This is a genomic window from Serratia sp. PL17, from assembly GCF_017832355.1.
Taxonomy (GTDB): Bacteria; Pseudomonadota; Gammaproteobacteria; order Enterobacterales; family Enterobacteriaceae; genus Serratia.
This window is the reverse complement of record NZ_JAFIBY010000001.1, coordinates 287,090-313,023: the sequence shown is the minus strand read 5'-3', so window position 1 is coordinate 313,023 and position 25,934 is coordinate 287,090. Positions and strand designations below refer to the sequence as shown.

At 52.5% G+C, this 25,934-nt stretch carries 21 protein-coding genes; 10 read left to right on the top strand and 11 right to left on the bottom strand.

Annotated features, from left to right (window positions below; all coding sequences use genetic code 11):
* Positions 1-515: 515 nt before the first annotated feature.
* Positions 516-2,102, top strand: coding sequence for a TerC family protein (locus JOE25_RS01505; RefSeq protein ID WP_209632448.1), 1,587 nt, complete (start codon positions 516-518; stop codon positions 2,100-2,102).
* Positions 2,103-2,131: 29 nt separating this feature from the next.
* On the opposite strand, the gene dcuC is transcribed toward JOE25_RS01505, so the two are convergent.
* The 4 genes from dcuC to udk all read right to left on the bottom strand — a co-directional run bounded on the left by dcuC (position 2,132) and on the right by udk (position 6,911).
* Positions 2,132-3,490, bottom strand: a complete 1,359-nt coding sequence (gene dcuC / locus JOE25_RS01500) for an anaerobic C4-dicarboxylate transporter DcuC (protein ID WP_209632447.1) — start codon at positions 3,488-3,490, stop codon at positions 2,132-2,134.
* Positions 3,491-3,678: 188 nt separating this feature from the next.
* Positions 3,679-5,517 (bottom strand): outer membrane assembly protein AsmA, encoded by a 1,839-nt coding sequence (asmA, locus tag JOE25_RS01495; protein WP_209632446.1) that lies wholly within the window; start codon positions 5,515-5,517, stop codon positions 3,679-3,681.
* A 44-nt stretch (positions 5,518-5,561) separates the two neighbouring features.
* Positions 5,562-6,143, bottom strand: a complete 582-nt coding sequence (gene dcd, locus JOE25_RS01490; RefSeq protein ID WP_012006010.1) for a dCTP deaminase — start codon at positions 6,141-6,143, stop codon at positions 5,562-5,564.
* A 126-nt stretch (positions 6,144-6,269) separates the two neighbouring features.
* Entirely contained in the window at positions 6,270-6,911 is a 642-nt protein-coding gene (gene udk, locus JOE25_RS01485; RefSeq protein ID WP_004942376.1) for a uridine kinase, read from the bottom strand.
* A gap of 245 nt (positions 6,912-7,156) precedes the next feature.
* On the opposite strand from udk, the gene JOE25_RS01480 reads away from it, so the two are divergent.
* Positions 7,157-7,786 (top strand): phosphatase PAP2 family protein, encoded by a 630-nt coding sequence (locus JOE25_RS01480; RefSeq protein ID WP_209632445.1) that lies wholly within the window; start codon positions 7,157-7,159, stop codon positions 7,784-7,786.
* Positions 7,787-7,836: 50 nt separating this feature from the next.
* Here JOE25_RS01480 and apbC read toward each other — a convergent pair whose 3' ends face one another.
* The gene (gene apbC, locus JOE25_RS01475) at positions 7,837-8,949 is read right to left on the bottom strand and encodes an iron-sulfur cluster carrier protein ApbC (protein WP_209632444.1); all 1,113 of its coding nucleotides are present in this window, start codon (positions 8,947-8,949) and stop codon (positions 7,837-7,839) included.
* 160 nt (positions 8,950-9,109) lie between these two features.
* Here apbC and metG point away from each other — a divergent pair, with 160 nt between their 5' ends.
* From metG to sanA, 8 genes are all read left to right on the top strand, one after another.
* The gene (gene metG, locus JOE25_RS01470; protein WP_209632443.1) at positions 9,110-11,137 is read left to right on the top strand and encodes a methionine--tRNA ligase; all 2,028 of its coding nucleotides are present in this window, start codon (positions 9,110-9,112) and stop codon (positions 11,135-11,137) included.
* A gap of 229 nt (positions 11,138-11,366) precedes the next feature.
* Positions 11,367-12,437 carry a sugar ABC transporter substrate-binding protein gene (locus tag JOE25_RS01465; RefSeq protein ID WP_209632442.1) on the top strand — a complete coding sequence of 357 codons (1,071 nt, stop codon included), beginning with the start codon at positions 11,367-11,369 and terminating at the stop codon, positions 12,435-12,437.
* A gap of 130 nt (positions 12,438-12,567) precedes the next feature.
* Positions 12,568-13,794: an MFS transporter gene (locus JOE25_RS01460; protein WP_209632441.1), complete on the top strand. Its 1,227-nt coding sequence runs from the start codon at positions 12,568-12,570 to the stop codon at positions 13,792-13,794.
* A gap of 132 nt (positions 13,795-13,926) precedes the next feature.
* On the top strand, positions 13,927-14,334 hold the full coding sequence (locus tag JOE25_RS01455; RefSeq protein WP_209632440.1) for a CidA/LrgA family protein: 408 nt from the start codon (positions 13,927-13,929) through the stop codon (positions 14,332-14,334).
* Positions 14,331-15,026, top strand: a complete 696-nt coding sequence (locus tag JOE25_RS01450) for a CidB/LrgB family autolysis modulator (protein WP_209632439.1) — start codon at positions 14,331-14,333, stop codon at positions 15,024-15,026. Before JOE25_RS01455 ends, JOE25_RS01450 begins: the two co-directional genes overlap by 4 nt.
* 137 nt (positions 15,027-15,163) lie before the next feature.
* Positions 15,164-16,048 (top strand): cytidine deaminase, encoded by an 885-nt coding sequence (gene cdd, locus JOE25_RS01445; protein WP_209632438.1) that lies wholly within the window; start codon positions 15,164-15,166, stop codon positions 16,046-16,048.
* A gap of 222 nt (positions 16,049-16,270) precedes the next feature.
* Positions 16,271-17,968, top strand: a complete 1,698-nt coding sequence (locus tag JOE25_RS01440) for an NAD-dependent malic enzyme (protein WP_209632437.1) — start codon at positions 16,271-16,273, stop codon at positions 17,966-17,968.
* A 171-nt stretch (positions 17,969-18,139) separates the two neighbouring features.
* A complete protein-coding gene (gene sanA, locus JOE25_RS01435) occupies positions 18,140-18,877 on the top strand; it encodes an outer membrane permeability protein SanA (protein ID WP_209632436.1) in 738 nt (245 codons plus the stop codon).
* Positions 18,878-18,944: 67 nt separating this feature from the next.
* On the opposite strand, the gene mglC is transcribed toward sanA, so the two are convergent.
* The 6 genes from mglC to folE all read right to left on the bottom strand — a co-directional run bounded on the left by mglC (position 18,945) and on the right by folE (position 25,920).
* Positions 18,945-19,955 carry a galactose/methyl galactoside ABC transporter permease MglC gene (gene mglC / locus JOE25_RS01430; RefSeq protein ID WP_012005998.1) on the bottom strand — a complete coding sequence of 337 codons (1,011 nt, stop codon included), beginning with the start codon at positions 19,953-19,955 and terminating at the stop codon, positions 18,945-18,947.
* A gap of 11 nt (positions 19,956-19,966) precedes the next feature.
* A complete protein-coding gene (gene mglA / locus JOE25_RS01425; RefSeq protein WP_209632435.1) occupies positions 19,967-21,475 on the bottom strand; it encodes a galactose/methyl galactoside ABC transporter ATP-binding protein MglA in 1,509 nt (502 codons plus the stop codon).
* Positions 21,476-21,587: 112 nt separating this feature from the next.
* Complete coding sequence (mglB, locus tag JOE25_RS01420) at positions 21,588-22,580, bottom strand: galactose/glucose ABC transporter substrate-binding protein MglB (protein WP_037420206.1); 993 nt, start codon at positions 22,578-22,580, stop codon at positions 21,588-21,590.
* 254 nt (positions 22,581-22,834) lie between these two features.
* Complete coding sequence (gene galS / locus JOE25_RS01415; RefSeq protein WP_209632434.1) at positions 22,835-23,872, bottom strand: HTH-type transcriptional regulator GalS; 1,038 nt, start codon at positions 23,870-23,872, stop codon at positions 22,835-22,837.
* 129 nt (positions 23,873-24,001) lie between these two features.
* Positions 24,002-25,183: a DUF418 domain-containing protein YeiB gene (yeiB, locus tag JOE25_RS01410; RefSeq protein ID WP_280921259.1), complete on the bottom strand. Its 1,182-nt coding sequence runs from the start codon at positions 25,181-25,183 to the stop codon at positions 24,002-24,004.
* A 71-nt stretch (positions 25,184-25,254) separates the two neighbouring features.
* Positions 25,255-25,920: a GTP cyclohydrolase I FolE gene (folE, locus tag JOE25_RS01405; RefSeq protein ID WP_004942347.1), complete on the bottom strand. Its 666-nt coding sequence runs from the start codon at positions 25,918-25,920 to the stop codon at positions 25,255-25,257.
* Positions 25,921-25,934 lie beyond the last annotated feature (14 nt).

The window sequence follows — 25,934 nt, the reverse complement described above, 5'->3', positions numbered from 1 at the left end:
TGCAATGTAAATCAAGGCCATGCTCTTTGCTAAGTGACGCAGATGTCACATAAAAGCAAAAAAATACGTGTTTATAACCAAATAGTGATACTTGTAAATGTTTGTATGGCTAAGATTCTTATACTATTAACCGATCGATACAAGCCTAAGATACTTATTGGTTATCCTTTTCAGAATAAGACTACCTACAGGGTTAAAGTGAACAAAGTGTAGCAGCCGATAGCATCTATAACGACTTGATTTTTAAAAATTATATTTACGCTGCTTTTATCAACAGGCATCAGGTCCCCTGTCTGGGCGTATAGGCTCCTTATTAAGAATAACGCCCCTTTCCTTACAGCATCACAACCTGAACACTTTCGAAATGAGTGATTTTTTATGCATTATTTTGCTTAATCTCATCATACTTCAAACAGGTCACCCCTAATCCCTGTTTTAAAGTTGAATTTTCCCGCCTCAGCACCCATCATTCCCTTGCGGCATAAGCCGTCGAACTTACAGGTGAAATTGGGCGTATGGAATGGATCGCAGATCCAACAATTTGGGCCGGCCTGGCCACTTTGGTCGTGCTGGAAATCGTTCTGGGTATAGACAACCTTATCTTTATCGCCATTCTGGCGGAAAAACTACCGAAACATCAGAGGGATAAAGCCCGCGTCGTCGGCCTGTTGCTGGCGCTGTTGATGCGCTTGGTGCTGTTAGCGTCCATCTCATGGCTGGCCACGCTGACCCAACCGCTGTTCTTTGCTTCTGGGCACCCTTTCAGTGGCCGCGATCTGATTATGTTGGTCGGGGGCATCTTCCTGCTGTTCAAAGCCACCATGGAGTTGAACGAACGGCTGGAGGGTAAAGATGAAGAACAGCATGGCCCGCGCAAAGGCGCCCGTTTCTGGCCGGTTGTGGCACAAATCGTGGTACTGGATGCCGTATTCTCTCTCGATTCGGTGATCACCGCCGTCGGCATGGTCGATCATCTGGCGGTAATGATGATTGCCGTCTGTATCGCTATCGGGCTGATGTTGCTGGCCAGCAAGCCGCTAACGCGCTTTGTCAACGCCCACCCGACGATTGTCATCCTGTGCCTAAGCTTCTTGTTGATGATTGGTTTCAGCCTGGTTGCTGAAGGATTTGGCTACCATATCCCGAAAGGTTATCTGTATGCCGCCATTGGTTTCTCGGTGATGATTGAGGCCTTGAACCAACTGTCTCAGTTCAATCGGCGTCGTTTTCTGTCAACGGTACGGCCGCTGCGAGAACGAACTGCGGAAGCGGTATTGCGTATGCTGAGTGGTAAACACGAGGAAGCGGAAGTGGACAGTCACTCCGCCAACCTGTTGGCCGATAGCACCAGCGAAAACGGTGAGATTTTCAATCGGCAGGAACGGCATATGATAGAACGGGTGTTAGGCATGGCGCAGCGTACGGTAAGCAGCATCATGACTTCACGCCACGATGTGGAATATCTTGAGCTGAATGATCCACAAGAAAAGCTGACACAGCTACTTGAAAGAAATCAGCATACGCGCATTGTCGTGGTGGAGAACAGTGCCAGCGATGAACCGCTCGGGGTAATCCATACTATTGATGTACTGAAACAGCAACTGGCTCAGGCTCCGCTCGATTTACGTGCGTTAATCCTTCAGCCGCTGATTTTCCCAGAGCAGTTAACCCTGCTGAGCGCGCTGGAGCAATTCCGCCAGGCACAGACGCATTTTGCCTTTGTCGTCGATGAGTTCGGTTCAGTTGAAGGCATTGTGACGCTAACGGACGTGATGGAAACCATTGCCGGTAACCTTCCGGAAGCCGGTGAAGAGGTCGATGCGCGGCATGATATTCAGCAAAATGCTGACGGCAGTTGGACCGCCAATGGTTATATGCCACTGGAGGATTTGGTGTTATATCTGCCACTTCCGCTGGAAGAGAGACGTGAATACCACACGTTGGCCGGCTTGCTGATGGAACACAGCCAACGTATTCCTCAAGAAGGCGAACAGTTACGCATTGGTGACTATCTGTTTGAACCACTGGAAGTCAGTAGCCACCGTATTTTGAAAGTGAAGATCACTCCACTGTCAGTACCAGAGCCTGACTACGAGGTGTAACTAGGGGCCGGGCATCGCCCGGCCACCTGTTACAAATGCTGAGGAACCAGCAGCTCCGTCGCCACAATCACCACGATCAACCCGACAATCACCGGTACCGACGTACGTTTCACGACGTCGAACGGGGAGATTTTCGCCATGCCAGATACCGCCACCACCACACCGGAAACCGGTGACAACGTACGACCCAGATTCGACGCCTGCAGCATGGGGATCACCAAATACGCGGGATTTACCCCCATCTGAGCCGCCAGTTTAGGAATCAGTTCAACAAAAGCATAGAACGGCGCATTTCCCGAACCGGTAGTCATTGCCGCCAGCATGGTAATCACCACCAGCACCAGCATCATGATAATCCCGCCAGTACCAAACGACTGTGCCAAACTGATTAACCCGCTGATAAATCCAACGGTACTCAACCCTTGAGCGAATACGCCCGCAGCGACCAACAGCATCACCACACTGGCAAAAGCGTCCGCCATTCCCCGATAGGCCACTTCAAGACCGGTAAATACCTGTTTGGCACTGAAGCTGCGCAAGAACTCAATCACTGCCGCCAATAACATGCACCCCACCAATACAGTGATGATATGCAGTTCCGGCCCCCACTTGCCGTCAAACACCAGCACGCCGAGAATCGGTGTAAAAGGTAAAACAGCGTAAAACCCCGGTGCATGCGTAGTTATTTCACTCACATCCATAATGTGGTGCTGTTCGTTGTTCTTCTTGTCGAGGTGGCGTTGCCAGAAGAAGTGCGCAATGGCCATGCAGACAATCGCCGCAATGGATATCGGTAAGGTAGTTTTAAACGCGAAATCGACCAACGGCATTTCCGCTGCCTTGGCAGCCAGCACCACGTCACCAGAGGTAGGTGCAAGGATAATGGCTGCCGGTGAAGCACAGATAGCCGCCGCTGCGCCGCGGCTAATACCCACGTTGACCATCAGCGGGAATAATGTGGCCATCAACAGCACACCCAAACCAGTTGCAGAGGAGACAGCCAGTGACATCAGGCAAGCGACAAAATACGCTGCCACCATCAGAAGATAGGGGGAGTTGATCATCTGCAAGGGACGTGAGGCCAGCTTTACGACCACATCATTAGCACCAATGTGTGTCATATAAGCCGCAAACCCGCACAGCATCATGATCATCATGCCAAGATCGCCACCGCGACTCATCAGCAGGATCTTGACATACTCGATGATATCCGTCGTGCGCCACCCCGTAGATACTGCGCTGGCAGGCAACAGGCTCTTGCCCATCAAGGCACTGATGGCCAAGAGGAGCAGGCCACCCACCATCAGAACTCCCGTCGCAGAGTAGCCTTTAATGATATAGCGCCCAACGCCCGCCGCAACGACCGCCCCGATCAGAAGTTCTATCATATTCCCTCAACTTATTGTTTTGACCATGCTGAAATGTAGAAATCACTTAACTGGGCACACTCTGCACAAACTCAGTTAAAGGCGTAATGATATCCGTCAAAGTTACAGGAGGAAATTATTGGGAAAGGGGAATACTCTGAGGGTGTCACAGAATGTACGGGCCGCTAACCGACCCGTACATTTCTTGATTAAAGCTTATCAAGCAGTTTTTTCAGATCCTGGCCTTCGCGCGAATCCTTGTTCTTATCAGCCCACTTATTCAGCGCCTCTTTCGCCCTGTCCTGCAGCGTTTTACGCAGTATCTGATCAACCTGTAACTGGTAGTTGAGCTGGCTCCACGGGCCGTAAACACGCAGCGGGATAGGCGTTTTCTGCAGCTGTTCGATCAGATCGCTACGCCCTTGCCAACCACCCGTTACTCGTACATTCAGCGCCATATCACACTGCTTACCTGGCATATCCACCGTACCGCTACCACTCAGATTCAACAATGGCGAATCTGCACCCAACTCGGTGAATTTTACCGTACCGCTATTCAAACTCGCTTTTGCCGACAGTTGCTTCACTTCGGTATAACGTTGGTAATCTTTCTGCCCACTCACGCTGCTGTCGTTGCGTGCCACCGCTTGCTGAATCAACTGCTGAATATTCAGGCCATGCAGTTGCGCATCTTGCATTGTCAATTGAGCGGTTCCTTGCCAACGCCGCTCAAACGACTGTGATGTCAAGCGATCGCCCGTCAAATCCCCTTGCATACTGAGTTTGCCGGTTAATACCTGTGGCATGTCGAACGCTTTCAGTACAGTGCCCAACTCAACCTGCCGCACTACCGGCTTCACGGCGATCACTGGCCGGCTGTGGCGTGCATCCAGCGAGCCAGGCAACGCGAAATCGCCCCCGGCCAGCTGCCCCGAGAGTGAATGTACCGTCAGCAAACCCTGCTGGTTTTCCGCTTGCGTTGATAAATGAACAATATTCATGCCGCGATAGGTGAGTTGATCAACGCTCAAATTAAGCTGTGCGTTAAAGTCACGCAGTACTTCAAGATTTTGCTGTGGATCGTCCATTTGATTGGCAATCACCGGCGCAGATGTCGTGCCTGGTGCTTGCTGTTCTTGTGAACTGGACTTGGACTGCCAACCAGAAAGTGCGTCCAAATCTACTGCCGTGGATGTCAAATTCAACACATAGGCAGGCACATCGCCCATCTGCACGCTGGCCCCGCCCGAGAATTGGCTGTCATTGGCGCTGAGGGTCAGCTGGCTTAACGCGACTTGCTGCGGCATTTGTTGGTACACCATCTGAGCGCTGCCATCACCCTTGATGCCACCGGCCAAAATATCCGCACCTTCAAGTTGGTAATTGAATTGGCTGATATTGGCCGCAATGCGTCGCGGATATTGCTGCAGATCGATATCCGCCACCATGTTGAAAGTCAGATCGCGTTGATCACGATTCACCCGGCTGGAAAGTTCCATTTGCGCCTGGCGTTTGGCATTTTGCTTCAAGGTGAGATTAATATCGCGAACGTTGATTTGTTCGTTGTTGGCGCGCTGCCAGATCAGCAGACTGTCCACAACCTTCAGATTATCAATGTCAAACTTCCATGGCGTATCTACCGACTCTGCAGAATTGCCCGCAGGCGCGATAGGTGCATTGGGTTGATTTTGTTCTTCGCTGTCGGGCGTAAGGCGGATGACGGCATTTTTCAGCATTACCTGTTTCACAAACAGCTGATGCGACAACAACGGCAGCAATTTAACGTCAAGGCGCATATTATCCGCGCTCACCACTGGCGCGTTGGCCCCAGGTACGGTCAGCGTCATGCGCCCTGCAAGAATGCTGAGCTGCGGCCAAATATGCCAGCGCAGATCGCCATCCAATGTCAGATGATAACCGCTCTTTTGTTCGACCTTCGTAACCATATAGGCACGAAAATCATTCGGATTAACCAAAAGCACCAGCGCGGATATTCCGGCCACCAGCACCACCAGTAAAATCGCCAAAGTCGTCAGTAATCTTCTCATGCCATCCTCTTGTCAGCGCCACACTAACCCGACCACCAGCGCGGTTAGTCCTTGTCAATTCGACTGGCTACTGCACCCTGTTGATCGCGGTATTTTGCATCCTGGCGGCTATTGTAAGGACGTGCTGCCGGTCCGGACAACGGTTCAAAGCTTAACGCACCGATCAGCATACCCGGACGCAATGCCAGCGGCAGCTTACCCGAATTATAGAACTCCAGAACAATGCGGCCCTGCCAGCCCGGATCGATACGGTGTGCGGTTACGTGAACCATCAACCCCAAACGCGCCAAGGAGGAGCGGCCGTCCAGCCAACCCACCAGATCGTTCGGCAACGTTACCGACTCCAAAGTCACTGCCAGTGCCAGCTCACCCGGGTGCAGGAAGAAGGCCTCTCCTTCTGGCAGAACGATCTCATCACTCATCACGCGGTCCAACGCAGCGCTGACCTCGTCTTTCGGGCCACTCAGATCGATAAATGCCGCAGTATGACCGCGGAACACACGGAACTGATTGCCTAAACGGACATCCACTGTGGCCCCGTTAATACGCTCAATCGGCGGACGCGGTGAAATCACCAGTTTTTCACAATCCAGCCAGGCTTCTATATCACGGTCGCACAGTCTCATCTCTTCATCTCCATCAAGGCGTGTCACTAAAACAAAAATTGCCACACAACGGGCGAAAGGTCTACGCCGCAGCGTAAATAGTTGCCCGCAGGCCGGAAACCAGGGGTTTCCGGCCATTGAGCAGCATTACTCAAAGAATTGGCTAATTTTGGCTTTTAGAATGTCGATCGCAATACGGTTTTTCCCACCGCGTGGAACGATAATGTCGGCGTATTGTTTGGAAGGCTCGATAAACTGCAGGAACATAGGGCGGACGGTTTTCTGGTATTGCGCCATCACCGAATCCATCGAACGGCCACGTTCATTCACGTCACGCTTCATTCGACGCATCAAGCAAATGTCCAGCGGCGTATCGACAAAAATCGAGAAATTCATTTCCTGACGCAGACGGATATCCGTCAACAGCAGGATCCCCTCAAGAATAATCACCTTTTTAGGTTCCAGGTGAATGGTCTCTTTCTTACGTGTATGTTCAGTGTAACTGTACAGCGGTAACTCTATCGCCTTGCCCGATTTCAGCATTTGCAAATGCTGGAACAGCAGGTTGTGATCCATGGCACTCGGGTGGTCATAGTTTGTTTTGACCCGTTCTTCCATGGTTAGATGAGTCTGGTCTTTGTAGTAACTGTCTTCAGGAATCACGCCGATGTGTTCATCGCCAACCTGATCGCGAAGTTCACGATATAACGTACTGGCGATAAGGCTTTTTCCGGAGGCAGATGCGCCAGCTATACCAATAATGACGCACTGATGCGGCTTGTCAGTCATAAAATTAAAGACCTGATTTCGTAGTGTGAAGGAGGGGAACTAAAACGCGACAATTATAGGGAGTTAGCGGGCATTGCGCCAGACTATATTGTTGGCAACGGAGCGCTATCTCTGGTTATTTCGCCATAAGTGGCATTCATCGGTTTTAAGATTATTGCGTCTAGGGCAATCCAGCGTCACAGGGTAAACTCCGTGGCTTGATGATTATCCTTGAAATAGGATTTTGCATTTCACCGGAGACTAACGTGCTGGACTGGCATTTTTTGACATTTTTTGGCGACAGCATGTTGCTGTTGCCCTGCTCGCTGATTCTTTTTGCCGTACTTGTTGCCTCACGTGCGACCCGTACCGCTGGCTGGCAATGGGCGCTGATCTTCGGCTGCGCCGGTGCTGTAGTGTGCGTATCCAAGCTCGCTTTCATGGGGTGGGGCATTGGGATAAAAAGTTATGACTTTACTGGCTTTAGCGGCCACTCCGCGTTGGCGGCCAGTATCTGGCCGGTTCTGCTCTGGACGCTGACCGGGCGTTTTTCACATGCAGTACGCAGCATGGCGCTGGTTGTGGGGCTGGTATTGCCTGTCACCATAGGGCTATCACGGTTAGCTATCCACGTACATTCTCCTTCAGAGGTGGTGAGCGGCCTGATACTTGGCTATCTGGCCAGTACGCTATTTTTGTGGTTGCAACGCGGCAAGCCTCGCCCTCAGCTCTCTACACCGCAGATTGTCGTGGCATTGGCCTTGCCAATGGCACTGATGGGAGTACGGCAACCTGCACCAACGCAAGGATTGCTGGAACATATTGCTACTGTCTTGGCGCAGGTAGAGCGCCCGTATACGCGGGCGGATTTGCACAAACAGGCTATAGCCCCATAAACAAAACCCCGGAACTTGTCCGGGGTTTTGTTTTTAAGCCAGCGGTGTGATTACAGCGCGCGGAAAGAGATCTCCGTCGGGATTGCTTCACCCTGCCAGTACATTTGTGCGGCAACACGACCGGCAAGTTGACGGTACAGTTCGGCAAACTCACTGTCCGGGCGGCTGATCACCGTCGGCTCGCCGCGATCCAAATCCTCGCGCAGTGAAATATGCAGCGGTAATTGCCCCAACAGCCGACTGTTATATTTCTTCACCAGCTTCTCAGCCCCACCGGTCCCAAAGATGGGCTCGTGATGACCGCAATTGCTGCAAATATGCACGCTCATGTTTTCCACGATGCCCAAAACCGGCACGTGAACTTTTTCGAACATGACAATACCTTTAGCAGCGTCAAGCAACGCGATGTCCTGCGGTGTGGTCACCACTAAAGCCCCGGTAACCGGGATATTCTGCGACAACGTCAACTGGATATCGCCGGTGCCTGGTGGCATATCCAGCACTAAATAGTCCAGATCCGGCCAAAGCGTATCCTGCAACAGTTGCATCAGCGCTTTACTGGCCATAGGCCCACGCCAGACCATGGCGTTATCGTCAGTCACCAGATAACCAATCGAATTGGTTGCCAGGCCATGCGCCACTATCGGCGCCATGTGCTGACCGTCTGGTGACGTTGGGCGTTCATTTTCAGTACCCAGCATATTCGGGATCGACGGGCCATAGATGTCAGCGTCCAAAATACCGACTTTGGCCCCTTCCGCTGCCAGCGCTAATGCCAGGTTAACCGCCGTAGTGGATTTACCCACCCCGCCTTTACCGGAACTGATAGCAATAATATTACGCACGCCTTTGATGCCGGCCTGATCGTTCGCACGTTTCAACGTGGTGATATCGTGCTTCAGTTTCCAGTCGACAGCCTCAGCGCCGGTCACGCGCAGTAACTCTGCACTGACGGTGTCCTTCAGCACCTCGAAACCGCTCTGCCAGGCGAATGGCATGGTCAATTCAATATGCAGTACATTGTCCAGCAGCGCGCAATGGTGAATGGCCTTCAGCGCAGTCAGATTGTTTTTTAACGTCGGGTGTTCAAAGGCGGCCAATACTCCGGTCACCAGGGCACGCAGAACTTCGGGGTTAGTCTGCTCAGGGGATTTTGCGCTCATCCCGGCTCCTTGATTTTGAATGGATAGCTTCCCGTCTAGCATATCAGAACTGCGCGCCCGCCGACGCATCTCTGCATAAAGAAACCGCCCTAGCCGTAGCGGACACGATCGGGTAACATCGAAGACCCTTTTTATTCATTACAGAAACCAAGTTCTCACTATGGCTCAAGTCGCGAAAAAATTATTGGTGACGTGCGCGCTACCGTACGCAAATGGTTCCATCCATCTCGGCCACATGCTCGAGCACATCCAGGCAGATATCTGGGTTCGTTACCAACGAATGCGCGGCCACGAGGTTCATTTCATCTGTGCGGACGACGCGCACGGCACGCCGATCATGCTGAAAGCTCAGCAGTTAGGCATTCAGCCAGAAGAAATGATTGCGGAAATGAGCCAGGAGCACCAACAGGATTTCTCCGGTTTTGGCATCAGCTATGATAACTATCATTCAACCCATAGCGATGAGAACCGTGAGCTGTCGAGCCTGATTTATGGTCGCCTGAAAGAAAACGGCTTTATTAAAAACCGGACAATTTCTCAGCTGTACGATCCGGAGAAAGGCATGTTCCTGCCTGACCGCTTCGTAAAAGGCACCTGCCCAAAATGCAAATCACCGGATCAATACGGTGATAACTGTGAAGTTTGCGGTGCAACCTACAGCCCGACCGAGCTGATCGATCCGAAATCCGTGGTCTCTGGCGCTACGCCGGTATTACGCGATTCCGAGCACTTCTTCTTTGATCTGCCTGAGTTCAGCGCCATGCTGCAAGCCTGGACCCGTTCAGGTGCGCTGCAAGAACAGGTTGCCAACAAGATGCAGGAGTGGTTTGAATCTGGTCTGCAACAGTGGGATATTTCACGCGATGCGCCGTATTTCGGCTTTGAGATCCCAGACGCACCTGGCAAATACTTCTACGTCTGGCTGGATGCGCCAATCGGCTACATGGGCTCATTCAAAAACCTGTGCGACAAGCGTGGCGATCTGGACTTTGACGAATTCTGGCGCAAAGACTCCACCACCGAGCTGTACCACTTTATCGGTAAGGACATCGTTTATTTCCACAGCCTGTTCTGGCCAGCAATGCTGGAAGGCAGTAACTTCCGCAAACCGACCAACCTGTTCGTACACGGTTACGTGACGGTGAACGGCGCCAAGATGTCCAAGTCTCGCGGCACCTTTATCAAGGCCGGTACCTATCTGCAACACCTGGATGCCGATTGCCTGCGTTACTACTATGCCGCCAAGCTGTCTTCACGCATTGACGATATCGACCTGAATCTGGAAGATTTCGTGCAGCGCGTGAACGCCGACATCGTCAATAAAGTGGTGAACCTGGCTTCTCGCAACGCTGGCTTTATCAATAAACGCTTTGGCGGCCAACTGGCCGACAAACTGGCTGACCCTGCGCTGTACCAAACCTTCGTTGACGCGGCGCAAAGTATTGCCGACGCCTATGCCAGCCGTGAGTCTGGCCGGGCAATCCGCGAAATCATGGCGTTGGCCGATCTGGCTAACCGTTATGTGGATGAGCAGGCACCCTGGGTTGTGGCGAAACAAGAAGGCCGCGATGCCGACTTACAAGCCATCTGTTCAATGGGCATCAACCTGTTCCGTGTATTGATGACCTACCTGAAGCCAGTGCTGCCGTCGCTGAGCGAACGTACCGAAGCTTTCCTCAACTGTGAGCTTAGCTGGGATAGCATTCAGCAGCCGTTACTGAGCCATCAGGTCAATCCATTCAAAGCGCTGTTCAACCGTATCGATCTGGACAAAGTCAATGAAATGGTAAGCGCGTCGAAAGAAGACATGGCGGCGGCTAAAGTTGTCACCGGTCCGCTGGCTGACGATCCCATTCAGGATACGATCACTTTTGACGATTTCGCCAAGGTTGATATGCGTATCGCACTGATCAAAAGTGCCGACTTTGTTGAAGGCTCGGATAAGCTGCTTAAGCTGCAGTTGGATCTGGGCGGTGAAATGCGTCAGATTTTCTCAGGCATTCGCTCCGCTTACCCAGAACCCAAAGCGCTTGAAGGCCGCCTGACCATCATGGTTGCCAATCTTGCACCACGCAAAATGCGCTTTGGTATTTCCGAAGGTATGGTGATGGCTGCCGGCCCAGGTGGAGAAGAGATCTTCCTGCTTAGCCCGGACAGCGGCGCACAACCAGGGATGCAGGTGAAATAACACCTTTTCTCCTGCCATAAGGGTCGAGCTTGCTCGGCCCTTTTTATTTGCATTCCCTCACGTTAACGCCTCACCGTCTCGTTCGGCGAAGGGCAACGCCAGATCCATTGCCCGTAAGGCCAGTGCCCGTTACGGGACTCCGATATTACAAGTAGACGTCCAGAAGGAAAGACTGCTATAAATAGCGTCTTACCGGGATAGATCTCACCTGCTTTCGGAGCCAATAATAATGAAAACCTTAAAGACCCCGCTGCTGGCCATTGGCCTGCTGACCGTTTTGCCGCTGTTCGCGGCAGAAACACCCACGCCAGTACCTGCGGCCATCGCGCAACATCAGGGACCGATCCGTATTGCGGTAATCCGTAATTTGGGGTCTGACGACAACACCACCCAGTTTCTCGCCGGTACGCTTCAGGAGGGTCGGAAGCTGGGCTTTAAGGTCGATACCTTTCTCAGCAATGGTGATGATGCACGTTTCCAAGATTTCGTAAACCAAGCCATCAGCCAGAAATATGACGGTATTATCCTCTCGCAGGGGCGCGCGCCTTATTCGACCGAGCTGGTCAAACGCATTGCCGCAGCAGGCATTGCCGTATCCGCATTTGATACCGATATCAGCGGCAGTATTCCTGGCGTCACAGTTTCACAGCAAGATGACGCCTCGCTGGCGAATGAGTCCTTCGGACAGTTGATCAAGGACTTCAACGGCAAAGCCAATATTATCAAGCTCTGGGTCGCTGGCTTCCCGCCGATGGAGCGCCGTCAGGCAGCCTATCAACAGTTGCTGAAACAAAATCCGGGCATTCATGAGCTGGAATCGATTGGTGCTGTCTCATCCGACGTACAAGGGGATACCGCCAATAAAGTGGGTGCTGTACTGGCCAAATACCCGAAAGGCAAGATTGACGCTATCTGGGGCACCTGGGACGCCTTCAGCCAAGGGGCTTATAAAGCGCTGAAAGAAAACGGCCGCACCGAAATCAAACTCTACAGCATCGACATATCCAATCAGGATCTGCAACTGATGCGCGAGGCCAACAGCCCATGGAAAGTCAGCGTGGCAGTGGATACCAAGCTCATTGGTGCAGTCAACTTACGTTTGGTGGCGAACAAAATTGCCGGCGAACCGACGCCGGCAACCTACGAATTTAAAGCCGCATCTATCCCGCAGGCACTCCTGGTCAGTCAGCCTGGTCCTGTCAATGTCGCCAGTTTGGCTAAAATTATTCCGGGCTGGGGCAGCAGCGATGCTTTCATCCAGCCTTGGTTCGCCACGTTGCAGGCCAAAACAGGCCAATGAGCCCATTCCTCTGAGGCTATTCCGGTAGCCTCTTTTTTCACACAATTGCCTATTCCCCCCTTCTTTGTTGGTTAAAATACGCTATGTTATCCCTATTGGGTTAATAACTGTATGCATGAACAGGTCTGACATGAAGGGATTCCCACCACTGATTAACGCACTGCTGGCGAGTTCGCTGGTCTTAACCATCGGCCGCGGCGTGACTCTGCCATTCATTACCATTTATCTTACCGGGCATTTTCACCTGCTGCCGAAAAGTGTCGGGATTATTCTGGGCATCAGTCTGGCAATCGGTATTTTCGCCAGTTTGTACGGCGGTTACCTGGTGGATAAATTCAACAAGAACACGCTCATTCTGACGTCCATTCTGCTGTTTGCCCTGAGCTTTTTCGCTATCCCTTGGATCCCGCGTCCGGGTGGCATCATTGTGGTGTTGGCTATCCTGCATACTGCCTATTCCGTACTGGGCATTACTATCAAAGCCTGTTTTGCCGACTGGCTGCCGGTTGCACAGCGTATCAAAGCCTTTTCCATCAACTACACGCTGGTGAACGTGGGTTGGGCGGTAGGTTCATCACTGGGCGTGATGGTGGCAGGGCTGAACCCATTGTTACCTTTCTACCTTTCCGGCGGGTTGGCTTTACTCACGGTGACAACCTTGAATTTTAGCCTGCGCCGACAGCGCGTTCCCTCCCCACCAGCAAGCGATGTGATACCTACCGCACCGCCGAATTTCCGCCAGACGCTGAAAATCCTGCGTAACGATCGTCGGCTGATTTACTTTACCCTTGGCAGTACACTCGGGGCGGTCGTTTTCGGCCAGTTCACCGGCTATTTGTCGCAATACCTGATTACCGTCTCGAATGCAGAGTTCGCCTATCAGGTGATTGGCGCAGTGATGATCGTCAACGCCTGTATCGTTATTGCCCTGCAATATGTGCTGAGCCGAGGAATGCGTCAGGAAAACATGCTGCGCTGGCTGGCGCTGGGCACGCTATTTTTCATTCTGGGGCTGCTGGGGTTTTGGTTGGCAGGGCAATCGCTCTGGCTCTGGATCGCGGCCATGGCGGTATTCACATTGGGGGAAATCATTGTGATCCCTGTGGAGTATATGTTTATCGATTTTATCGCGCCGCCGCATCTCAAAGGCAGCTACTACGGCGTGCAAAACCTCAGTGCATTGGGCGGCGCCATCAATCCGGTGCTGTGCGGGTTTATTCTCAGCTACACGGCACCATACATGATGTTTATGATGTTAATAGCCGCCGCGTTATTTAGCCTGTTATTCTTTTTCCTCGGGCACCGCCTGGCGCAAAAACAGCAGTTGGACACCCATAATGCTGTCAGTGCAGAATGAGCATGCGGCTTAATGACGACTGTCAACCGGCTCAATCGGCATAGTCGTCATAGAGCGAATTCATGGTGTGATTTGTGGCTAAGGTCACAGTTTAATTGTATGATGAATGCATCGGTTAAACAGGATTAAGTTATGACCAAGCTACTCACTCTGTGCTGGAAATACCTGAGGGCAATCGCCCTTATCTACCTTTGTTTGTTTATTGGCAATGCGCTCGCGGCAGTGTTGCCGATCGCCATTCCCGGCAGCATTATCGGTATGTTGCTACTGTTCGCCCTGCTTTCCACACAGATTATGCCCGCCAAGTGGGTCAAACCAGGCTGTCATCTGTTGATCCGCTATATGGTGCTCTTGTTCGTGCCCATCGGTGTTGGCGTGATGAAATACTATGACCAGATTATCGAACACCTCGGCCCACTGGTGATCTCTTGCGCCGTAAGTACTCTGATGGTGTTAGTCGTTGTCGGCTATACCTCACATTATTTCCATCGAGAACGCCGCATCGTCGGCAAGTCTGATGCAGCGGAGGGAGAAAAATGATCCATGAAATCTGGTGGTCATTGCCGCTGACGCTAGCGGTCTACTTCGCAGCACGCAAGCTGGCCCAATGGCTGAATATGCCATTGCTCAACCCATTACTGGTGTCAATGGCGGTGATTATTCCCCTGCTATTGCTGACGGGCATTCCTTATGAGCGTTATTTTCAGGGCAGTAAAATCCTCAATGACTTGCTACAACCGGCCGTAGTGGCACTGGCTTACCCGCTTTATGAGCAATTGCACCAGATTCGCGCTCGCTGGAAGTCCATCATCGCCGTCTGTTTTATCGGCAGCATGACGGCCATGATCAGCGGTGGCGCTATCGCATTATGGATGGGGGCCACACCGGAGATTGCCGCGTCCATCATGCCTAAATCGGTCACGACGCCCATCGCGATGGCGGTCGCAGAATCGCTTGGCGGCATTCCGGCGATCAGCGCCGTCTGCGTTATCTTCGTCGGTATTCTCGGCGCCGTATTCGGGCATACCTTGTTCAAAATATTAGGCATCACGACCCGTTCGGCACGTGGGTTGGCAATGGGGACAGCATCACATGCGCTGGGCACGGCGCGCTGTGCGGAAATGGACTATCAGGAAGGTGCATTCGGCTCACTTGCGTTAGTCATCTGCGGGATCATTACCTCGCTATTGGCGCCGTTTCTGTTCCCGGTGTTGCTGCACCTGTTCGGTTGAAAGGCTTAAAACTTGCGATACGTCCCGCAATTATGCATTTCATTGCATTGATTTCATCAATAAAGAGATTTTCATCACACTTTATTCACGCTGAGCTGCCTAGAATGTTATCCCGTTAACCTGTAGAGAGAGTTTCTATGCACCCGCGTTTTCAAACCGCTTTCGGTGAACTGCCCGCCACATTGCAATCCGCCCTATTACCTTATATTGATGCGCCTGATTTTCCGGCCATGCTTAAGGCAGAACAGGTGGATGCAATCAAGCAGCGCTGCGGGCTGGATGATGATGCTCTGGCATTTGCTCTGCTGCCCCTGGCGGCGGCCTGCTCGTTAGCCCCGATCTCCAAGTTCTATGTCGGTGCCATTGCCCGCGGACAGAGCGGCAATCTCTATTTTGGCGCCAATATGGAGTTCAGTGGCGCGCCGATGCAGCAGACCATTCATGCCGAACAGTGTGCCGTAACCCATGCCTGGCTGCGCGGCGAAACCGCCCTGGTCTCCATCACGGTGAACTACACGCCTTGTGGCCACTGCCGCCAGTTTATGAACGAGCTCAACAGCGGTACCGCTCTGAAAATCCGCCTGCCTGGCCGTGAACCTGCAACTCTTGGCGATTATCTGCCAGATGCCTTCGGCCCCAAAGACCTGGATATCACCACACTGCTGATGGATCGGGTCGATCACGGCTTCCAACTGACGCTAACCCACGAACTGGAAAAAGCCGCACTGGCAGCAGCCAATCAGAGCCATGCGCCCTACAGCAATGCGCACAGCGGGGTTGCGCTAGAAGCCGAAGACGGTACCATTTACACTGGCCGCTATGCTGAAAACGCCGCGTTCAACCCAAGTCTGCCTCCCCTGCAAGCCGCGTTAATTCTGATGAATGTCTCCGGCCGCGATTGCCAAAAAGTGAGCCGAGCAGTGCTGGCTGAACCGGAAAGTGCCATTCTCACGCAATGGGATGCTACGCGCGCAACGCTGGCCGCCCTCGGCTGCCAAGACGTCAGCCGCATCACGTTCTAATCCTGCCTCCTGGCGGTGCTGCCTGGCACCGCTGTTAACAGCCCCGCAAGCCGATTACAATGGCATTCACGTCTTAAAACACTTTCTTTAGTTAAATTAGGGCGTGATCGTCGATAATTGCGCCAATTTACCTCATGATCCGATAACAATTGCTGTACATATTTTCCCGATCTTTTAGGATCTACCCCATAAAGTTATCCGATACGTTGAAGAGCAAAAGCCATGGAACTTGAATACGAAAGCAAACGCCCCCTCTACATCCCTTATGCTGGCCCTATTCTGCTGGAATTCCCGCTGCTGAATAAAGGCAGCGCCTTCACTGAAGAAGAACGTAGCCATTTTAACCTGCAAGGCTTACTGCCTGATGCCGTAGAAACCATTGAAGAACAAGCAGAACGTGCCTATCGCCAGTATCAGGATTTCAAAAACGACAGCGATAAGCACATTTACCTGCGTAACATTCAGGACACCAACGAAACCCTGTTCTACCGTCTGCTTGACTCACACCTGAGTGAGATGATGCCAATCATCTACACACCGACGGTGGGTGAAGCTTGTGAGCATTTCTCCGATATTTATCGCCGTGCGCGTGGGCTGTTTATTTCCTACCCGAACCGCGATCGCATTGATGACATGCTGCAAAACGCCACCAAGCAAAACGTCAAAGTGATCGTCGTCACCGACGGTGAACGCATTCTCGGCCTGGGCGACCAGGGCATCGGCGGCATGGGTATTCCTATTGGTAAGCTGTCTCTGTACACCGCCTGCGGCGGTATCAGCCCCGCCTATACCCTGCCGGTAGTGCTGGATGTCGGGACCAACAACCCACAACGCCTGAATGATCCGCTGTACATGGGTTGGCGCCACCCGCGTATTTCTGGTGATGAATACCACGCTTTCGTAGAAGAATTTATTCAGGCCGTAAAACGTCGCTGGCCGAATGTGTTGTTGCAGTTCGAAGACTTTGCGCAGAATAACGCCACCCCGCTGTTGAACCGCTACCGCAACGAAATCTGCTGCTTTAACGACGATATTCAGGGTACCGCAGCCGTCACGCTTGGCAGCCTTATCGCCGCCAGCCGTGCGGCGGGCAGGCAACTGCGTGATCAAACCGTAACCTTCCTTGGTGCAGGTTCCGCCGGTTGTGGTATTGCCGAGCAAATTATCGCGCAGATGAAATCCGAAGGCCTGAGCGAAGATGAAGCCCGCGCGCGCGTCTTTATGGTCGACCGTTTTGGCCTGCTGACCGACAAGCTGCCTAACCTGCTCGATTTCCAAAGCAAGCTGGTGCAAAAAAGCGAAAATCTGGTCGAATGGCAGACAGAAAGCGATGCCATTTCACTGCTGGATGTCGTACGTAACGCCAAGCCAACCATTCTGATTGGCGTGTCTGGTCAGCCGGGCCTGTTCACCGAAGAGCTGATCCGCGAAATGCACAAGCATTGTTCGCGTCCGATCGTGATGCCATTGTCCAACCCGACTTCCCGCGTGGAAGCGCGCCCGGAAGACATCATCAACTGGACCGATGGCGCAGCGTTAGTGGCAACCGGCAGCCCATTCGCCCCCGTGAGCTATAAAGACCAGCTGTTCCCTATCGCCCAGTGCAACAACTCCTATATCTTCCCGGGGATTGGTTTGGGCGTTCTGGCCTCCGGCGCCACCCGCGTTACCGATGCCATGTTGATGGCCGCGAGCCGAGCATTGGCTGAATGTTCGCCGTTAGCGACCGATGGACATGGTGCCTTATTGCCGGATATCGATGATATTCAGGGCGTGTCGAAATGCATCGCAATGGAAGTCGGTAAAGCAGCTCAACTGCAGGGAATGGCCGTCGTCACCTCTGAAGAGGCGCTGTCAAAAGCCATCGAACACAACTTCTGGCGTCCGCAATATCGCAGCTACAAGCGCACCTCATTCTGATTGATAAAGATGAAGCAGATAAAGCCCGGTTAACCGGGCTTTTTTTATGGGTAACATTGCCTAAAAATGCCGCGTAATGCGCGCTTGAGAGAGGGACAAGCTTGCTTCAACCAGTCAGGTAAAGTAGCCTTGAGCCATCTTTTTTGGCCCCTGTGCGCGTAAGGCAATAACATGTGGAAACGCCTGATCATCAGCCTGTTCATCATTACTGCACTGGTGATGGCTTCAGCTCTCGCGCTTGATCGCTGGATCAGCTGGAAAACCGCGCCTTACATCTATGACGAGCTACAAGGTCTGCCCCATCGGCAAGTGGGTGTGGTACTCGGCACCGCCAAGTATTACCGTACCGGCGTAATCAACCAATATTACCGCTACCGCATTCAGGGAGCGCTCAACGCCTACAACAGCGGTAAGGTAAAATACCTGCTGTTGAGCGGTGACAATGCCCAGCAAAGCTACAACGAACCTATGACCATGCGCCGCGATTTGATTGCAGCAGGCGTGGCGCCCAGCGACATCGTGTTGGATTATGCAGGGTTCCGCACGCTGGATTCCATCGTACGTACCCGAAAAGTGTTTGATACCAACGACTTTATTATCATCACGCAACGCTTCCACTGCGAACGTGCGCTGTTTATTGCGTTGCATATGGGGATCCAGGCACAGTGTTATGCGGTACCTTCACCGAAAGATATGATGACGGTGCGTGCTCGCGAGATCTTCGCCCGTCTTGGCGCGCTGACCGATCTGTACATTCTCAAACGCGAACCCCGTTTCCTTGGCCCGCTGATCCCCATTTCCGCCATGCATACCGTACCTGAAGATGCTCAAGGTTATCCGGCGGTGTCGCCTGAACAGTTGGTTGAACTGGAACACAAGCTGGCAGCGGAAAAGCAGAAGGCCAAATAGTCTTAATCCCTTCGGTCAAAACAATAACGGCCAGCAGGTGCTGGCCGTTTCCATCCCTGAACCGCGACTATTTTTTCTTGGCGTACTTCAGTGAATCCAAGGCCACGGCAAAGATAATAATGCCACCCTTGATGATGTACTGCCAGTAAGGGTTAACACCGATATAGGTGAGTCCATAGTTGATGACGGTGAAGATGATCACCCCGGTCACCACCCCCAGCACCGTCCCCACCCCGCCGGCAAAGGACACGCCCCCCACCACACACGCGGCAATCGCATCCAGCTCATACATAAAGCCAAGGTTGTTGGTGGCACTACCGATACGGCCCGCTTCCAATAACCCCCCGAAGGCATAGAATACGCCGGACAGCGCATAAATCATGATCAGGTTCAGCGGCACGTTCACGCCTGACACCTTTGCCGCCTCTGGGTTACCGCCAATAGCGAAGATATTTTTACCGAAGCGGGTCTTGTTCCACAGGATCCAGACAAAAATAATCGCAATGATGGCGTAGAAGGTAATGTACGACAGCTTGAAGTCCCCGAAACGCAGGAATCCTTGAGCAAAGGTCGAGAACTTGGGATCAAACCCCGCCACTGGGGACGCGCCGACAGAGTCGTAATACAGCGAGTTAATGCCGTACACGATAATCATGGTACCCAGCGTAGTAATAAAGGGTGTCACATTGAGATAAGCAATAATCAACCCGTTAACCAAGCCGATCACGGCGCCAACGGCACACACCAGCAGGATCACCAGCGGAATCGACCAGGTTTCCATGTGCGGGAACACTTTATTGACGTTATCCATTGACTGCAATAACGTCGCCGCGATCACCGCCGCCAACCCAACCTGACGTCCGGCTGACAGGTCAGTCCCCTGCGTGACAATCAGCCCCGCTACGCCCAGTGCAATAATGATGCGCACCGAAGACTGAGTCAGGATGTTACTCAGGTTCATTAAACTGAGGAATGTCGGATCCTGGATAATAATAATTGCCAGCAGCACCAGCAATACCACGTAAATGCCACCTTCCTTAAAATAGGTGAACAAAGTTTTCTTATTCAGCGCGTTCATAATTCTGATCCTTAAAGGTGCAGGGATGCGAGACGTAAAATTTCATTTTGCGAGGTCTGTTTGGTATTAACGATGCCCGCAACCTGACCATTACTCATCACCAATATTCTGTCGGTAATTCCCAAAAGCTCCGGCATTTCAGACGAGACAATAATGATCCCCTTGCCCTTCTTCGCCAGTTCGGTCATCAATTGATAAATTTCGAATTTGGCACCAACGTCGATGCCGCGCGTCGGTTCATCCAGCATTAATATTTCCGGCTGAGTCAGCAGCCAGCGGCCGATGATCACCTTCTGCTGGTTACCGCCGGACAGCGAACCAATATTGGTATGATGACCGGGTGTTTTAACCCGCATAGCATCGATCACCCACTGGGTATCGCTTTTCATTCGCGCGTTGTCCAGCAGGCCGATTTTATTTTTATAGTTGCGGATATTGGAGATCAGCGAGTTGAAGCCAACGTCCAGATAGGCGTAAATCCCGGTGGAACGACGCTCTTCCGTCACCAAGGCAAAACCGTGGTTTATCGCTTCATTCGCGCTGTGGTTGTTGATGACTTTGCCGTGCAGCTTGATGGTACCAGCGATTTTCTCACGAATGCCGAACAGGGTTTCCACTATGTCGGTACGTTTGGCCCCCACCAGCCCGGCAATGCCGAGGATTTCCCCCTGATGCAGATCGAAGGAAACATCGCGAATCGAAGGCTGACGCAACGACGTCAGGTTCTTCACCTCCAGGATCACCTCGCCCGGCGTATTCTGCCTGTCTGGGAAGCGCTGGCTGAGCGAACGCCCCACCATCATTGAGATGATCTTGTCCATATCCAGCCCTTCCAGCGGCTGGGTGGCGATCCACTGACCATCGCGCAGAATGGTGATTTCGTCGCACAGTTGGAAGATTTCTTCCATCTTGTGCGAGATATAAACAATGCCGCAGCCGCGCTCTTTCAACTTGCGGATAATGGTGAATAAATGATTCACCTCTTTTTCCGTCAGTGACGATGTCGGCTCATCCATAATGACAATTTTAGCGTCGTAGGAGAAAGCCTTGGCAATTTCGATCATCTGCATTTGCGATACCGATAACGTCCCCACTTTATCCCGTGGGTTAATATCAATATCCAACTCGTCAAATATCGCCTGAGTGTCTTTAAGCATCTTGTCCTGATCGACAAACATGCCCTTGGTCGGGTAACGCCCCAACCACATGTTGTCCATCACGGTGCGCTGCAAGACCAGGTTTAACTCTTGATGAACCATTGAAACGCCGTGTTCCAATGCCTCTTTAGAGCTTTTGAAATCAACTTCCTGGCCCTGAAAAATAATACTGCCGGCATCTTTTTTATAAATGCCAAACAGGCATTTTAATAATGTCGATTTCCCCGCGCCGTTCTCCCCCATTAACGCATGAATGGAGTGCGGACGAACACGCAGATTCACATTATCCAATGCCTTGACGCCGGGAAATGACTTACTGATATCGGTCATTTCCAGTAAAAATTCGCGTGGGCTGTCGGCCATAAATACACCTGGCTTGTCGGTCTTTTAATAATAAATGCCCCGTTTGCGGCTTTCCTGGTGTTGGCGCGGGTTAGCGCACCGCAAACGGGTTCATTGTGTGTTATCTCAGCACTTATTTGACAAACTGAGACAGGTTGTCTTTATCTACACCAACGTAAGGAATACGAACCACTTTATTTTCGATCTTATATTTGGTGCCATCGGCAGCCGGTTTGCCCGCAGCCAGGTTTTTCGCCAATTCGAAAGTGGCTTTAGCCTGATTGTCGGCATCGTTCAATACTGTCCCCGCCATCGCTCCGGACTTCACCATCGCCAGTGCTTCAGGCAACGCATCCACACCGAAGACCGGAATGCTGGATTTGTTATGTGCCTTCAGCGCTTCTACCGCACCCATCGCCATTGCATCGTTGTTGGCGATAACCACTTCAATTTTGTTGGCGTTAGGGCCAGACAGCCAGGCATCCATCTTGTCTTTCGCCTGTGCGGTGTCCCACATTGCGGTATCCATTTGCAGCTGCTGAGTCTTAATGCCGTCGTCATTCAGTGTTTTCACCACGTAGGTGGTACGTGCTTCAGCGTCCGGATGGCCTGGTTCGCCTTTCAGCAACACATACTGAATCTGACCATCTTTGTTCAGATCCCAGTTCGGATTCGCTTTCCAGTGCTTCTCAATCAATTGACCCTGGATCACGCCGGATTCTTTAGAGTCGGTTCCCACGTAATACGCTTTGTCATAGCTGTCCAGCGCTTTACGTGAAGGCTCTTTGTTGTAGAACACGATCGGGATATCGTTTGCGCGTGCTTTATCAATAACCACCGGGGCAGCTGCCGGGTCAACCAGGTTGATCGCCAGCGCTTTTACGCCTTTGGCAATCAGCACATCGATCTGGTCGTTCTGTTTGGATTGGTCGTTCTGTGAGTCATTCATCAGCAAAGTGACATCCGGAGAGGCCTTGGCGTCTTTCTCGATTGCCTTGCGAACCACCGACATAAAGTTGTCGTCGTATTTATAAATAGTGACGCCAATACGGGTATCTGCGTGTGCTGCGGCGCCAAACATCATGGCTGCGGCCGTCGCGGCCAGGGTGAAAACCTTCTTATTCATTGTGTGTCTCCGGTTTATGTAGGGTCTTGCTCAGTATTTGGCCAAGGGTCACCGGTGGTGAGTGCACGACCGGGCCTGGGAGTTTCCCTGTCATCCGTGAATCATGTTATTCCTGAAAAATAGGACGCCAGCGTGAGATAAAACAGCAGCGGCAAGTGCCTTTACGCTGGAAAACGCCTAGAGCATAGACGGCGTGATGTTAATAATCTGTGAATTTTCTCACAAATTGAAAACGGTTACACAAGATTAAATGTTCAGAGAGTGACCGTCGCCTCACTTTGCCAAGGGGCAACAGAATGGCGGCGCACCAGGGTAGGCATGAACAAATGACGGGCCTGAGTCTCCAGCTGGCCTGCTGCTCCCTGCAGGGCCAGTTCAGTCGCCAAAGTCGCCATGGTAACAATGGGATAGCGTACCGTGGTGAGTTTCGGGCTGGTATAGCGCGCGATAGGAATGTCATCGAACCCCACCAGCGAGAAATTTTGCGGTACTGTGATACCGTTTTCTTTCAACACCGCCATGGCACCGGCAGCCATGGCGTCATTGTAGGCGAACACGGCGCTCAAGTGCAGGTTACGGCTCAGCAACTCGATCATTGCAGACTCCCCGCCCTGCAAGTCCGGCGAACCATAGGCACGCCAATTGTCTGGCGTCGCGAGGCCGGCAGTGCCCATCGCCTGCGCATAGCCCTGCTGACGTAACGGACCATCTTCAATGGGGTGGTTGGAGCCCAAATAGCCGATACGCTGATGGCCCTGTGATAAAAGCAAACGCATTGCCATCTCTGCGCCGCTGATATTGTCCAGGCCGACGCAGCGATGTTCATAACCCGCAATAATTCTGTTGATCAATACCATACCCGGCACCTGATCAAGAAAGCCGATCAATTCTGCATCACACAGGGTTTTTGCATGAACAATCAATGCATTACACCGCTGCCGGAGCAGTACCTCGATAGCGTGGCGCTCTTTATCCGCCTGATGGTAACTGTTGCCAATCAACAGATATTTATGATGTTGCTGCGCGACAGTGTCTACCGCTTTCACCAATGCGCCGAAGAAGGGATCGGAGACGTCCATCACCACGACTCCGAGGGTATCGCTGCTCTGCGTCGCCAGTGCTTGCGCATTGGCATTGGGCCGATAACCCAGTTCGGCCACCGCTTTGAGCACCTGTTCACGCGTTTCTTTGCTGGTCAGGGCACTGTGGTTGAGCACGCGGGAGACGGTCGCCACGGACACGCCCGCACGCTTCGCCACGTCGCGAATGGTGGTTGGGTGAACAGAGGTCATGAAAGATCCTGAGGTCGGGGTAGTTGACAGTGGCGCTATCCTACCCCGTTTGTCCTCCTCCTCTGCGTGAATTACGTCACAGGAAAGAAAACGTTTACATACATTTTTTTAACCTACCTGCGCCAGATCTCAGTTCAGTACCTTGGCCTCCGTTTTGCCGGCAGCCAGACGAGTCAACTTGCGCCATAGCCACTCAACCGGGCCCTGAGCAAAATAATGCAACCACAAGTTTGAAAACAACAGGTTAGCCAACCAAACTGCGGGAACAAACGCCAATAATTGCAGACGGTCAAATTGCTGATACAAGCCAAAGCGGTAGAACAACGTGGTGCAAATCAGCGTTTGCAGCAGGTAATTGCTCAACGCCATACGCCCGACCTGCGTCAGCCAATGGCCGATACGTAGGCGCGACAGCGTTGGCCAGAAACCGTAGCACAAGGCCAGATACCCCATGGCCTGCAAGGGGGCGCCCAGTTCACGCGGCACCTGCAATAAAAAACCGCTCCAGCGGTAGTCCCAGTGAAGATGCCATTGCAATGCCACTGCCGGTAATTGAATTAACAATGAAAGCGGTATCAGCCAGGCCGCCTGACGACGATAGTAACCCGGAGAATAAGTCCCACGCAGCCAGCCACTGCGCATCAACCCGGCACCGAACAGCATTAGGCCCGCCAGTTCCCAGCCGTATTGCGCGCCAATCGCCAACAGGCTCGAAGAGAGCAGATCGGTGCGGCTGCGCCAGGCTTCCATTCCCCCCTGCAACTTCCAGAATTTCTCATACTGCAGCTCTGCCACGCCCGGTTGCCAAAAACCGCCCGGTTCACCGTGCGAGATAAAGCCCAGCAGCAGCAGTACCCCTACGCCGATCAGGTACAGCACCACGCCCGTTTTCAGCAGTTGATAGGTTTCTTTGGCATCGCGGATCATCCGCCAGCACACAAGGCCAATCAACCCATAGGCCAACAGAATGTCACCGTCCCAGAAGAAGATGGCATGGGCCAAGCCAAAGAGCACCAGCCAAGACAACCGTGCACGTATCCAGCCTTTGCCGCGGCGAAGCAACATCTGCAAACCGGCACCAAATAACAGTGCGAACATCGCCAGAAATTTGGCCTGAGCGAAAATATCCAACAGCGCCCAGGTCCAGGCATCGCGCGACGACGGCAGCCCCAGGTAGGCAGGGTTAAGATAGGCCGCTTTCGGCAATCCAAAGGCGCTGATGTTCAGCAGCAGAATGCCAAGGATGGCGATACCGCGCACGCAGTCCAGCGTGGCGATGCGCGGCAGCGGTGTTATCGGAGCATTGTTCATTATTTTACCGCTGTATTCCGGTCATTAAAAAAGGCGCCCGCAGGCGCCTGTTCTTGTTCGGTGAACCCACATCACCCCTGATGATGGCGCACCGCGCGCAGGAATTCCTGGCGAGTGTTCTGACTGGACTTGAATAGCCCACCCAGCGAGGTGGTGGTGGTGGCGCTGGTCGCGTCACGGATACCGCGCGCCTTAACACAATAATGGACCGCATCGATCGATACCGCCACGTTATTGGTCCCCAGTAGGGTTTGCAAAGCCACCAGGATCTGCTGAGTCAAACGTTCTTGCACCTGCGGTCGCTGGGAGAAGAACTGCACGATACGGTTGATTTTAGACAAACCGATAACGGCATCTTTCGGGATATAGGCCACAGTCGCCTTACCGTCGATCGTCACGAAGTGGTGTTCGCACGTACTGGTCAGGGTGATATCACGCACCGTCACCATTTCATCCACCTTCATCTTGTTTTCGATGACGGTGATTTTCGGGAAGTTGGCGTAGTCCAGGCCGGAGAAAATCTCATCGACATACATTTTGGCGATGCGGTGTGGGGTTTCCGCCAGGCTGTCGTCGGACAGATCGAGATTAAGCAGCTGCATGATTTCCGTCATGTGCTCTTTAATACGACGTTTACGCGTCTCGCGATCCAGCACTTCGCCGCGTAACGGAGTTTCCAGACCGCGCTCTTCGAGCGCTGCATGAACCAATGCAGCTTCTTTACTTAATGATGTCATTTCTTCTCTCCAAC

Excerpts from the sequence above, each read along its gene's own strand:
- JOE25_RS01505 (WP_209632448.1), top strand. The coding sequence starts at position 516 with ATGGAATGGATCGCAGATCCAACAATTTGGGCCGGCCTGGCCACTTTG.
- dcuC (WP_209632447.1), bottom strand. The coding sequence starts at position 3,490 with ATGATAGAACTTCTGATCGGGGCGGTCGTTGCGGCGGGCGTTGGGCGC.
- asmA (WP_209632446.1), bottom strand. The coding sequence starts at position 5,517 with ATGAGAAGATTACTGACGACTTTGGCGATTTTACTGGTGGTGCTGGTG.
- dcd (WP_012006010.1), bottom strand. The coding sequence starts at position 6,143 with ATGAGACTGTGCGACCGTGATATAGAAGCCTGGCTGGATTGTGAAAAA.
- udk (WP_004942376.1), bottom strand. The coding sequence starts at position 6,911 with ATGACTGACAAGCCGCATCAGTGCGTCATTATTGGTATAGCTGGCGCA.
- apbC (WP_209632444.1), bottom strand. The coding sequence starts at position 8,949 with ATGAGCGCAAAATCCCCTGAGCAGACTAACCCCGAAGTTCTGCGTGCC.
- metG (WP_209632443.1), top strand. The coding sequence starts at position 9,110 with ATGGCTCAAGTCGCGAAAAAATTATTGGTGACGTGCGCGCTACCGTAC.
- JOE25_RS01465 (WP_209632442.1), top strand. The coding sequence starts at position 11,367 with ATGAAAACCTTAAAGACCCCGCTGCTGGCCATTGGCCTGCTGACCGTT.
- JOE25_RS01460 (WP_209632441.1), top strand. The coding sequence starts at position 12,568 with ATGAAGGGATTCCCACCACTGATTAACGCACTGCTGGCGAGTTCGCTG.
- JOE25_RS01455 (WP_209632440.1), top strand. The coding sequence starts at position 13,927 with ATGACCAAGCTACTCACTCTGTGCTGGAAATACCTGAGGGCAATCGCC.
- JOE25_RS01450 (WP_209632439.1), top strand. The coding sequence starts at position 14,331 with ATGATCCATGAAATCTGGTGGTCATTGCCGCTGACGCTAGCGGTCTAC.
- cdd (WP_209632438.1), top strand. The coding sequence starts at position 15,164 with ATGCACCCGCGTTTTCAAACCGCTTTCGGTGAACTGCCCGCCACATTG.
- JOE25_RS01440 (WP_209632437.1), top strand. The coding sequence starts at position 16,271 with ATGGAACTTGAATACGAAAGCAAACGCCCCCTCTACATCCCTTATGCT.
- sanA (WP_209632436.1), top strand. The coding sequence starts at position 18,140 with ATGTGGAAACGCCTGATCATCAGCCTGTTCATCATTACTGCACTGGTG.
- mglC (WP_012005998.1), bottom strand. The coding sequence starts at position 19,955 with ATGAACGCGCTGAATAAGAAAACTTTGTTCACCTATTTTAAGGAAGGT.
- mglA (WP_209632435.1), bottom strand. The coding sequence starts at position 21,475 with ATGGCCGACAGCCCACGCGAATTTTTACTGGAAATGACCGATATCAGT.
- mglB (WP_037420206.1), bottom strand. The coding sequence starts at position 22,580 with ATGAATAAGAAGGTTTTCACCCTGGCCGCGACGGCCGCAGCCATGATG.
- galS (WP_209632434.1), bottom strand. The coding sequence starts at position 23,872 with ATGACCTCTGTTCACCCAACCACCATTCGCGACGTGGCGAAGCGTGCG.
- yeiB (WP_280921259.1), bottom strand. The coding sequence starts at position 25,183 with ATGAACAATGCTCCGATAACACCGCTGCCGCGCATCGCCACGCTGGAC.
- folE (WP_004942347.1), bottom strand. The coding sequence starts at position 25,920 with ATGACATCATTAAGTAAAGAAGCTGCATTGGTTCATGCAGCGCTCGAA.